At 34.3% G+C, this 11,762-nt stretch carries 10 protein-coding genes; 4 read left to right on the plus strand and 6 right to left on the minus strand.

What is annotated here, in order from left to right:
• Positions 1 to 23: 23 nt before the first annotated feature.
• Both ABD011_RS07905 and uvrA read right to left on the minus strand, forming a co-directional pair.
• The gene (locus tag ABD011_RS07905; protein ID WP_129760586.1) at positions 24 to 713 is read right to left on the minus strand and encodes an LOG family protein; all 690 of its coding nucleotides are present in this window, start codon (positions 711 to 713) and stop codon (positions 24 to 26) included.
• Positions 714 to 739: 26 nt separating this feature from the next.
• Positions 740 to 3,571, minus strand: a complete 2,832-nt coding sequence (uvrA, locus tag ABD011_RS07910; protein ID WP_343797236.1) for an excinuclease ABC subunit UvrA — start codon at positions 3,569 to 3,571, stop codon at positions 740 to 742.
• Between the two features lie 212 nt (positions 3,572 to 3,783).
• Between uvrA and ABD011_RS07915 the strand changes: the two genes are divergently transcribed.
• From ABD011_RS07915 to ABD011_RS07925, 3 genes are all read left to right on the plus strand, one after another.
• Complete coding sequence (locus tag ABD011_RS07915) at positions 3,784 to 4,620, plus strand: peptidylprolyl isomerase (protein WP_343797238.1); 837 nt, start codon at positions 3,784 to 3,786, stop codon at positions 4,618 to 4,620.
• 14 nt (positions 4,621 to 4,634) lie between these two features.
• A complete protein-coding gene (locus tag ABD011_RS07920; protein ID WP_335974966.1) occupies positions 4,635 to 6,095 on the plus strand; it encodes a potassium/proton antiporter in 1,461 nt (486 codons plus the stop codon).
• Between the two features lie 187 nt (positions 6,096 to 6,282).
• On the plus strand, positions 6,283 to 6,810 hold the full coding sequence (locus tag ABD011_RS07925; RefSeq protein WP_262732895.1) for a hypothetical protein: 528 nt from the start codon (positions 6,283 to 6,285) through the stop codon (positions 6,808 to 6,810).
• Between the two features lie 7 nt (positions 6,811 to 6,817).
• Here ABD011_RS07925 and ABD011_RS07930 read toward each other — a convergent pair whose 3' ends face one another.
• From ABD011_RS07930 to ABD011_RS07945, 4 genes are all read right to left on the minus strand, one after another.
• The gene (locus ABD011_RS07930) at positions 6,818 to 7,192 is read right to left on the minus strand and encodes a hypothetical protein (RefSeq protein ID WP_343797242.1); all 375 of its coding nucleotides are present in this window, start codon (positions 7,190 to 7,192) and stop codon (positions 6,818 to 6,820) included.
• Positions 7,192 to 7,890 carry a hypothetical protein gene (locus ABD011_RS07935; RefSeq protein ID WP_262732897.1) on the minus strand — a complete coding sequence of 233 codons (699 nt, stop codon included), beginning with the start codon at positions 7,888 to 7,890 and terminating at the stop codon, positions 7,192 to 7,194. The genes ABD011_RS07930 and ABD011_RS07935 overlap by 1 nt, the downstream gene beginning before the upstream one ends.
• 79 nt (positions 7,891 to 7,969) lie before the next feature.
• Positions 7,970 to 9,673, minus strand: a complete 1,704-nt coding sequence (gene ggt, locus ABD011_RS07940) for a gamma-glutamyltransferase (RefSeq protein WP_343797245.1) — start codon at positions 9,671 to 9,673, stop codon at positions 7,970 to 7,972.
• Positions 9,670 to 10,275 carry an acyl carrier protein phosphodiesterase gene (locus ABD011_RS07945; RefSeq protein ID WP_343797247.1) on the minus strand — a complete coding sequence of 202 codons (606 nt, stop codon included), beginning with the start codon at positions 10,273 to 10,275 and terminating at the stop codon, positions 9,670 to 9,672. Before ABD011_RS07945 ends, ggt begins: the two co-directional genes overlap by 4 nt.
• Positions 10,276 to 10,350: 75 nt before the next feature.
• On the opposite strand from ABD011_RS07945, the gene glmM reads away from it, so the two are divergent.
• A complete protein-coding gene (glmM, locus tag ABD011_RS07950; protein ID WP_343797249.1) occupies positions 10,351 to 11,739 on the plus strand; it encodes a phosphoglucosamine mutase in 1,389 nt (462 codons plus the stop codon).
• Positions 11,740 to 11,762 lie beyond the last annotated feature (23 nt).

An 11,762-nucleotide genomic window follows, 5' to 3' on the forward strand; every position in this document is an offset into this window, starting at 1 on the left:
TATATTTTAAAAAGCAATTTTTTTTAGAAGTTAGGACTCAAGTTGAATTCTTTGTAGAATGCATCAAGAATTTCTAAAACTTCATCAGCAGTATCCACCAAATGAATTAAATCTAAGTCTTTAGGGCTAATGTTATTGTGAGTTTCTAAAAGTGTTGCTTTAACCCAATCCATCAATCCGCTCCAAAATTCTGTTCCCACAAGTATAATAGGGAATTTTTCAATTTTATTGGTTTGAATTAAGGTAATCGCTTCAAACAACTCGTCTAAAGTTCCAAAACCACCAGGCATTACAACAAAACCTTGAGAGTATTTTACAAACATTACTTTTCTTACAAAGAAATAGTCAAAATCTAAACTCTTGTCAGAATCAATATAAGGGTTGTCATGTTGTTCAAACGGCAACTCAATGTTAAGTCCTACCGATGTTCCTCCAGCAATGTGAGCTCCTTTGTTTCCAGCTTCCATAATACCAGGTCCACCACCAGTAATTACACCATAACCATGGTCTACAATTTTGCTAGCTACTTCTTCAGCTAGTTTGTAGTATTTGTGGTCTGGTTTTGTTCTTGCAGAACCAAAAATTGAAACACAAGGTCCAATTCTGCTTAATTTTTCATAACCATTAACAAACTCTCCCATGATTTTAAAAATTGCCCAAGAGTCGTTTGTTTTTATTTCATTCCATCTTTTGTGATGTTGTTCGTTTCTCATAGTGTAAATCTTATTTTTGTAACACGCTAATTTAGTTCTTTTTTAAGGAATTGCGCAGTGTAACTTTTTTTGTGTTTTATTATTTCTTCTGGAGTACCTTCAGCAACAATTTGTCCGCCACCTTTTCCGCCTTCGTAACCTACATCAATAATGTGATCCATCATTTTAATAACATCCATATTGTGCTCAATGATAAGTACAGTATTTCCTTTGTTGGCTAATTTATTAAGCACTTGCATAAGTACACGAATGTCTTCAAAATGTAAGCCTGTTGTAGGTTCGTCAAGAATGTAAAAGGTGTTTCCTGTATCTCGCTTGCTAAGTTCAGTAGCTAGTTTAATACGTTGTGCTTCACCACCTGAAAGCGTTGTGCTTTGTTGACCCAGTGTTATGTATCCTAAACCAACGTCTTTTATGGTTTTTAGTTTTTTATGGATTTTAGGAATGTGCTCAAAAAAGTCTACAGCTTCGCTAATAGTCATATTGAGTACATCGCTAATACTTTTACCTTTATATCTAATTTCGAGGGTTTCACGATTAAAGCGTTTGCCTTGACAAGTTTCGCACTCTACATAAACGTCTGGAAGGAAATTCATTTCAATAACTCGTAAACCACCACCTTGACAAGTTTCGCAACGACCTCCTTTTACGTTAAAGCTAAAACGACCAGGTTTGTAACCTCTAATCATAGCTTCAGGTATTTTGGCAAAAAGGCTTCGTATTTCGCTAAATGTACCAGTGTAAGTAGCAGGATTGCTACGAGGTGTTCTACCAATAGGTGACTGGTTAATGTCTATAACTTTATCAATATGCTCCAAACCTTTAATGCTCTTGTAAGGCATTGGTTTTTTTACGCCATTAAAGTAGTGCGCATTCATTATTGGATATAAGGTTTCATTGATAAGTGTTGATTTTCCACTTCCTGAAACACCAGTAACTCCTATCATTTTTCCTAACGGAATAGTCACTGAAACATTTTTTAAGTTGTTACCAGTACAACCTTTTAGCTCAATAAATTTTCCATTGCCTTCACGACGTTCTTTTGGTACTTCAATAGCTTTACTACCATTAAGATAATCGGCAGTTAGTGTATGATGTGTTTTTAATTCATCAGGTGTGCCAATACTTATAATTTCGCCACCATATTTTCCTGCTTTTGGTCCAATATCAATAACATAATCGGCACGTTCAATCATGTCTTTATCATGTTCAACAACAATTACCGAGTTGCCAATATCTCTCAACGAAACTAACGAGTTAATAAGTTTTTCATTATCACGTTGATGCAAGCCTATACTAGGTTCGTCTAAAATATAAAGTACACCAACCAGCTGCGAGCCAATTTGGGTGGCAAGCCTAATACGTTGTGCTTCTCCACCAGAAAGCGATTTTGAGCTTCGGTTAAGTGATAAGTAATCAAGTCCTACATCTAACAAAAACTGTAATCGTGTTGAAATTTCTTTTAGTATTTCTTCAGAAATTTTAAACTGTTTTTCAGATAGATGTTTTGGTAATTCATTAAACCAATCTACCAAATCAACAATGTCTTTGTTAGCTAATTCAGAAATATTAAGACCATTAACTTTAAAGTATAAAGATTCTTTTCTGAGTCTAGAGCCTTCACATTCACTACATTTTACTTTATCCATGTAGTCTTTTGCCCAACGTTTTAAAGATGTTGACTCTGCATTGTTGTATTGGCTTTCAATAAAATTAGCAACACCTTCAAACTCGATTTTATAATCTCTGGTAACACCAAGTGTTTTACTTTCTACCGAAAACTTTTCATTTCCACCATAGAGAATCATTTGTTTAGCGTCTTCAGGAATACTTTTGTAAGGATCGGATAAGCTAAAGCCATAGCGATGCGCAATGGTTTCTAACTGTTTAAAAATCCAAGAGTTCTTTTGTGGTCCATGAGGTGCAAGTGCTCCTGCTTTTATAGATAGACTGTCGTCTGGTATAATTTTACGTTCGTTGATTTGATAAAGTCTACCAATACCATTACACTTTGGACAAGCTCCTTTAGGTGAATTGAACGAAAAGTTGTTTGGTTCTGGGTTTGGATAAGAAATACCAGAAGAAGGACACATTAGACTTCTACTAAAATAACGTACCTCGTTAGTGTCTTGGTCTAACACCATAAGCACATCGTCTCCATGATACATGGCTGTATTTATGGTTTCTGTTAAGCGCTTATCGTTATCGGCAGAATTATCAATTTTAAGTCGGTCAATTACAATTTCTATATCATGCGTTTTGTAACGGTCTAACTTCATACCTTTTACAAGGTCTTTTATTTCGCCATCAGTACGCACTTTTACAAAACCTTGTTTTGCAATTTGCTCAAAGAGTTCGCGATAGTGACCTTTACGAGATCTAATAACAGGTGCAAGAATATTTATACGTTTGCCATTAAAAGACTCTACAATAAGTGCTTTAATTTGCTCATCGTTGTAGCTCACCATTTTTTCGCCAGTGTTGTAACTATAGGCATCACTTGCACGAGCAAAAAGAAGTCTGAGGAAATCATAAATTTCGGTAATAGTACCTACTGTAGAACGAGGCGACTTACTAGTTGTTTTTTGTTCTATAGCAATTACAGGAGATAGTCCATCAATTTTATCGACATCAGGACGCTCCAATCCACCTAAAAACTGACGCGCATAAGCCGAAAAGGTTTCGATATAACGACGCTGTCCTTCGGCATAAATAGTATCGAATGCTAAAGAGGACTTACCACTACCTGAAAGACCTGTGATAACCACAAGCTTTTCGCGAGGTATTGTAACGTCTATGTTTTTGAGGTTATGGACTCTTGCGCCTTGAACCTCTATATGTTCTTCAAATTGACTCATAGAATTGCAAAGTTGCAAAGGTACAGATTTAGTAATACAAAACGAAGTGAAGCTGTTTTAGAGTTTTGTTAAAAAGATATTACTGAGCGTATTAGTTTTTGCTGAATTTTAAAATATAGGTTGTCATAAGGTAATGTGGAAAAAAGTACAATGTTATGATGCTAAAAGGCATAAAAGTGTATATTAGTGAGTGTAAATTTTGATTTGTGAAAATGAAAAACAAAAACTTAGTATTTGTTCTGTTAAGCATTCTTATGTGTTTAGGATGCAATTCAAAACCAGAAAAAAAGAAAATAGAAGATACTAGTAATACAATAGTAGTATTAACAACTAATTACGGCGAAATAACCTTAGAGCTTTTTAACGACACTCCTAAGCACAGAGATAATTTTATAAAACTGATAAATGAGCATGCTTATGACAGCTTGTTGTTTCATCGTGTCATTAAAGACTTTGTCATACAAGGAGGAGATCCTGATAGTAAAAATGCACCAATAGGAAAGTTTTTAGGTGAAGGTGATTTAGATTATACTGTACCAGCTGAATTTAGACCAAATTTGTTTCATAAACGAGGTGCCTTGGCTACTGCCAGAGAAGAAAATTTAACAAGAGCATCAAGCGCTATGCAATTTTTTATAGTTGATGGTAAAGTGTATAACGATAGCTTGCTTATTGTTGCGCAACAACGTATTAACACTATGACTGCGCGTTTTCATGTAATTAAAAGTAAAGCGCATAAGCCTTTGTTTGAAGCATTAAAGATAGCAAGTGAAGGTAATGATGAGCAGCTCGCAACTAAGCTTAATGATAGTATACAACAATTAGCTGAAACTTATACTGATTTTGAAACCTACACTATTCCTGAAGCACATAGAGCAGTCTATAAATCTATAGGAGGTATTCCGCATTTAGATCAAAATTATACTGTTTTTGGTGAAGTAATTGAAGGAATGAATGTAGTGGATTCAATTGTAAATTTGCCAACCGATGAAAATGACAGACCTTTGGAAAATGTAATAATTCTTAGTGCGGAACTAAAAAATAGATAGACTGATACAACTTTATGGATATAACAATTGAAAATATACTTTTAATAGGTTCGTTATTGCTTTTTGTGAGTATTGTTGTGGGGAAAACTTCCTATAAATTTGGAGTGCCAACATTACTACTTTTCTTAGTGATTGGGATGTTAGCAGGTTCTGATGGTATTGTGGGGATTTATTTTGACGACCCTAAGCTAGCGCAGTTTATAGGTATTGTGTCACTTAATTTTATTTTGTTTTCAGGTGGTCTCGATACCAGTTGGAAATCGGTTAAACCAGTATTAAGAGAAGGTTTAATGTTGTCCACTTTAGGAGTATTGCTTACAGCTACTTCGCTAGGTGTTTTTGTTTGGATGGTTACCGATTTTACGATTTATGAAAGTTTATTGTTAGGTTCTATTGTGTCGTCAACTGATGCTGCTGCTGTATTTTCAATTTTACGTTCTAAAAATCTTTCGTTACGCACTAATCTTCGTCCTACACTAGAGCTTGAAAGCGGAAGTAACGACCCAATGGCTTATGTGTTAACTATTGCATTTTTAACGTTGGTAGTAAATCAAGATCAAAGTGCGTGGTCAATCATCCCTTTATTTTTACAACAAATGGTTATAGGCTGTATAGCAGGTTTTGGATTTGGTAAATTGAGTAAGTTTACTATAAATACCATTAAACTAGGCTTTGAAGGGTTGTACCCAGTTTTAGCAATAGCACTAATGTTTATTACATTTTCAGCAACCGATTTTATAGGAGGTAATGGCTTTCTTGCTATTTACATTTGTGCTGTTTACTTAGGAAATCAAGACTTAATTCATAAATCTACAATTTTAAAGATGTTTGATGGGTTGGCTTGGTTAATGCAAATTGTTTTATTCCTTACCTTAGGCTTATTAGTATTTCCTTCTCAAATTGTTCCTTATATAGGTATCGGACTACTTATTTCTTTGTTTCTTATTGTTGTTGCTAGACCTATAGGTGTTTTTATTAGTTTGATGTTTTTTAAAATGAAACTAAGAAGGCGTGCTTACATCTCTTGGGTTGGATTGCGAGGAGCTGTACCTATTGTATTTGCTACATATCCTTTGCTAGCAGGAATTGATAAAGCAAACATGATGTTTAGTATTGTATTTTTTATTTCGGTAACATCGGTTTTAATACAAGGTACAACACTTTCAGTATTTGCTAATTGGTTAAAAGTGGCTTTACCAGAAGAAACTAAAAAAATAACTGAGGTTGATAGACTTATACTAGATTTACCTAAATCGTCATTTCAAGAGTTTGTGATTTCACCTCATTCTTATGCAGCTAATAAACGAATAGTTGATGTTAAGTTTCCTAAATCGGCATTTATAGTAATGATAAAAAGAGGTAAAGAATATATTAGACCTGGAGGTTCCACGGAACTGTTAGAAAATGATGTGTTAATGGTGATTGCAGATACTCAAGATGATTTTATAGAAGTGAATAGCTGCATTAGCGGGTAGTTTTTTGCAATAGCAATGTCAATTATGAAACAGTGTTTTGTGTGATAAATTGATGAGTAAGTTTTCAGGATTCGTATAAAAAATAACTACTTTTAACTCTGCGAATGTATTGAAGTTTGTCTTGATGCATTCAAAAATTTTAATTTTAAATAACAAGCATTTTACTTAAACATAAAACTTATAATTTATGCAATTACTAGGAATAGGTTCTAGAATAAACCATAACGAATACGGAAAAGGTGTAGTGACTAATGTTACATCAAAACACTATTGGGTAACTTTTATTGAAAACGGATTAGAAACTATTGATATCGATAGCGATTTTGAAGTTATAGAGCTTTGCGAAGATGATGTTGATACTATTAGTTTTTCTGAAGTTGAAAGTAGCTTAGTGCAAATTTTAAAACGTTGGAGTGATGTAAGTGAAGTAGTGCCAATTGCTGATAAATGGAAAGGCGGTAAACTTGTTATGGAACCTGGAGATACAAGTTTACAAGGAAAAGAGTTACCAATAGATACTTTTTTTCATAAGATAACAATGGTACGTGATAGATTACGTGTTATGGAACAAAAAATTAACTCCAGTAAAAACCTTGATGAGCAAGAGAAAATAGACTTACAACAATACATCACCAGGAGTTACGGTAGTTTAACAACCTTTAATGTGCTTTTTAAATTAAAATCACAACAGTTTGTTGGTCAAAAAGGAGGTTAATTAATTACTAAGATTCTTTTTTGAATGCTTTTTTGATAAGGTAAATACTGATAGCAATTGGTATAACAACGCATATAACAACTGATGAGGTGGTGTAGTTGCTTCCTACTGCATTAAAACTTCTTAAAAAGTCTGCAGATGCATCAAACAATTGATTTGAAAATTCTGAAAAACTTTTAACGCTTAATAGTGTAATTACTACAATGAGTGTAAATGCAATTTTTAAGTAATGACGTTTTATAATCTTGTCAATAAGTATGCACCAAAACAAAGGAATAATAATATACCAAATAATAATGTTTACCTCTTTGTAGCTAAATCCTGTGAGGTTTGAGATAAAAATAAGAACATCATAAACCAGATTGAATATTTTCTTGAGCATTACTTAGTGCCTTTAACATCTTGAAGTTCCATCCCAAAAAACATAAACTTGTGAAAGGTTGGTAGCTTTGCACCACTTTCGGTAGTTGTCCAGTCTTTCCAAGAGAGTTCTACACCATCAAAAGGTAGTTTATCATTCCACATCTTAAAACTGGTAGGCATTCCGTTTGCATCTAATTGCCATAAATAAGTATCATCAGGTTGGTAGTTTACAAGTAATTCTTGTTTTCCGTTTACATTAACTACACTACGCGTAACACCTTCATCAAAGACTCTGTATGGTGCAACCAACCAAAATGAGTCTTCACTAAAATATGTATGGGCTTCAGCAATCAAGTTTTTAGCTTGTTCGCCTTCAACTTTAAAATTATGAACGTAAGCTTTACTGCTGTTTAGCTCATTAAGTTTTAAATCAACTTTGTATTCTTCCCAATAAACAGTACAAGAATGTTCGCTCTTTTTCCATTTGTAATGCCTACGTTTTTTATAGGTCCATTCAATATACTTCGTGTTTTTATAGGCTTCATAATCAAGAGCAGTTAGCATTTTTTTTGCTAAAGCGTCAGCTTGCTCATTTTGTGTGCCAACAGGAAGGTCTTCATCATATTTAAAATGCAGATATCCAAAAAGCAAAAGGCTAGGTAGAGTAATAAAAATGATTACTCCAGCAACTATTTTTAATATCTTTTTAGATGACATATATTAATTTTTGAAAGGTTAAGTTAAGCGATTTTTTTAATTGCTATTCAATTGTACGTTGACTATTAAATTATTTCGATTAAAAGCCATCAGCAGTATCATCTCCTCGATGATCAGCACCAGCTTCTAAGGAGCCATCATCTAACACTAAAATAGCATCTACTCTTGCGGTAATAGGAGGTGCTTCTTCATTGATAGGATAACCGCTTTTTTGAAGTTGTTGTTTAAGTTCATCAGGAAAACGGTTAACTTCCATTCTAATCTCATCAGGTAACCATTGATGGTGAAAACGAGGAGCATCTACAGCCTGCTGCATTGTCATACCAAATTCCTCAACATTTAATATAGTTTGTAATACAGATGTAATAATGGTTGATCCTCCTGGAGTTCCAAGTACCATGTGTAATTCGCCTTCTTTTTCAATAATTGTAGGTGTCATAGCGCTTAACATGCGTTTTTGTGGTGCAATACTATTGGCTTCAGCACCAATAAGTCCATACACATTAGGGACTCCTGGTTTGCTGCTAAAGTCGTCCATTTCGTTATTAAGAAAAAAACCTAGTTCATCAACATACAGTTTTGAACCATAAGCACCATTGAGTGTTGTTGTAACAGATACAGCATTCCCAAATTGATCTACAATAGAGTAATGCGTGGTTTGGTCGCTTTCATAACCTGGAATTATTCCGTAAGATAGAGAATCGGAAATGGTAGGATTTTTAAAAGAAAAATCACTCATGCGCTCTTGTAAGTATACATCACTCAACAAATGATTGGTTGGAATATCTACAAAATCAGGATCGCCTAAATAAAAACTACGGTCAGCATAAGCACGACGTTCTGCTTCAACAATTACTTTAATAGCTTTTAACGAATTATGTCCATACTGTTGAATGTCGAAAGGCTCAATCATTTTCATAATCTGTGCTAGACAAATACCACCACTAGAAGGTGGAGACATAGAGACTACTTTAATGTCTTTGTAGTTAAAAGCAATTGGATCTCGCCATTTAGCTTCATAGAGCTCTAAATCTTCAAGTGTTATAATCCCACCTTTTTGACTTAAAAAATCAACCAAGTGTTTCGCTGTTTCACCTTTATAAAACTCTTCTTTTCCTTTGCTGGCTATACGTTTTAAGGTTTCAGCAAGTTTAAGGTTTTTGATCGTGTCGTTAGCTTTAGTGTGTTTTGAAAACAGTATTTCTTTTTCATTTACAGCATTAAAAATACTGTCATATTCTGTAAAACGTTGTTGTTGTTTTTCAGTAATAACAAAACCATTATTGGCTAAGTCAATTACAGGCTGAAGGATTTCAGTAATAGGTAAAGAACCAAATTTTTCGTGAGCAGCAAAAATGCCTGCTACAGTACCAGGAATTCCAACCGCAAAAGCGCCAACTGTACTTTTGTCTTTTATAACATTACCTTCTTCATCAAGATACATGTTTTTTGTTGCTGCTAAAGGAGCTTTTTCTCTGTAATCCAAAGCGCCAAAAGTGCCATCGTTGAGTCTGTAAACCATAAATCCGCCACCACCAAGGTTGCCTGCATAAGGATAAGTTACAGCCAAAGCCATTTCAGTAGCCATCATAGCATCAAATGCATTACCACCTTTTTTTAAAATATCTGTTCCTATTTTTGAAGCTTCAGCTCTTGCAGAAACTACCATAGCTTTTGAAGTGATTAAACCTCTTTGCGTTTTGGGTTGGGTTTGTTTCTTAGAGTTTTCGTTACAAGAAATTAAAGTGATACAGAAGAGTGAGAACAGAATGAGTTTTTTCATTTATGCTGAAATGTTTTTGTTATGTCTATTCGTTTTAGTTTGGTAAAGGCTCTTAATTCTTCAAAAAAAGAAGTGAATTCACTTTCAAACTCAGCGTAGTATTGCTTAAGTTCGTTAGTAGCAGTGTTCATACCAGAAACGTTTTTAGTACGACGGTTCATACCATCCAAAACGCGTTGTATACCTTCAATTTTAGCATAACTCAACAACCAGTTGTCAGCTATCATGTGCGGTAACATTCGCTGTGTGCGATTGGGAAGCATTTCAAAATTAGCTTCTAACGAATCATAAAACTGTTCAACATAAACTTCTAAAGGAACATTGGAATAGTCTTTCCAGTTTTTTGCCAAAAAATGATCGTACAAAATATCAACTATTACACCACTGTAATGACTGTAGTTTTTATGCAAGCGTTTTGTGCTCTGTCTTACAGTAGGATGTGCGTCAGTATATGTGTCAATTTCGCGATGTAGTAGAATGCCTATTTGAACATCAATTGGGAATTTTTTATACGATTTTCCTCTAATACCATCAGCAATAAAATTACCAATAGTTACAAATTCGTTGTCTCCAGAAAGGTATATATGAGCTAGAAAATTCATAGGTCGAATTTACGAATTACGATTTTAGGTTTACGGTTTTGAAATGGTATATTTGCTAAAAATAAGAATAAATTCATGACACTTATAAAATCTATTTCAGGAATACGAGGTACAATTGGCGGACAAGTTGGTGAAAACTTAACACCTATTGATGCTGTGAAATTTGCTTCGGCTTATGGTACGTGGTTAAAACAACAACGCCAAAAAGAAAATTATAGAGTAGTAGTTGGTAGAGATGCTAGAATTTCAGGTGAAATGATACAAAACTTAGTAATGAACACTTTGGTAGGTTTAGGAATTCATGTTATAGATTTAGGTTTGTCCACAACACCAACGGTTGAGGTTGCTGTACCTATGGAGCATGCTGATGGAGGCATCATTTTAACCGCAAGTCATAATCCAAAACAATGGAATGCCTTAAAGTTGTTGAATGCTAAGGGTGAATTTTTGAATGGTGCTGAAGGTGCTAAGATTTTAGAAATTGCTGAAAATGATAGCATGACTTTTTCTGATGTTGATAGTTTAGGAAAAATCACAAAAAACCAAGCGTATATTGATATGCACATTGATGAGGTTTTAAATTTACCTTTGGTAGATAAAAAAGCCATAGAATCGGCTAACTTTAAAGTGGTAGTTGATGGTGTAAATTCTACAGGAGGTATTGCAATTCCATTATTGTTAGACCGATTGGGAGTGCATACCGTAAAACTATATTGCGAACCTAACGGACAATTTCCGCATAATCCAGAACCTTTAAAGGAACATTTAACCGACTTATCAGAAGCTGTTGTAAAAGAACGTGCAGATTTAGGAATAGTGGTAGATCCTGATGTTGACCGTTTAGCCTTTATGGATGAAAATGGCGACATGTTTGGAGAAGAATACACCCTTGTAGCTTGTGCAGATTATGTGTTGAGCAAAACTCTGGGAAATACTGTGAGCAATATGAGTTCTACAAGAGCATTACGTGACATTACTGAAAAGCATGGAGGAACTTATGAAGCTAGTGCAGTAGGAGAGGTAAACGTTGTGGAGCTTATGAAAAAAAATAATGCCATTATAGGTGGAGAAGGTAATGGAGGAATCATTTATCCTGAGTTACATTATGGTCGTGATGCTTTAGTTGGGATTGCGTTGTTTTTAAGCTTGTTGGCACAAAAGAAAAAGATGCGAGTAAGTGAGTTAAAGGCAACTTATCCTTTGTATTATATGAGCAAAAAGAAAATAGAATTAACACCAGAATTGGATGTTGATGGTATTTTAAAGCAAATGGAAGCTAAGTATAGCCATGAAAAACTTACCACTATTGATGGTGTAAAAATTGATTTCAGTAATAGTTGGGTGCATTTAAGAAAGAGTAATACTGAACCTATTATTAGAATTTATACTGAAGCGCCTTCACAAGAAGAAGCTGATACTTTAGCAGATAAAATCATTTCAGAAATTAAAGCTATTAGTAATTAGTAAAAGAACTTCCGTGGAAAAAT

Origin of the sequence: Gaetbulibacter jejuensis, assembly GCF_039524015.1 — a bacterium.
GTDB classification, from domain to species: domain Bacteria; phylum Bacteroidota; class Bacteroidia; order Flavobacteriales; family Flavobacteriaceae; genus Gaetbulibacter_B; species Gaetbulibacter_B jejuensis.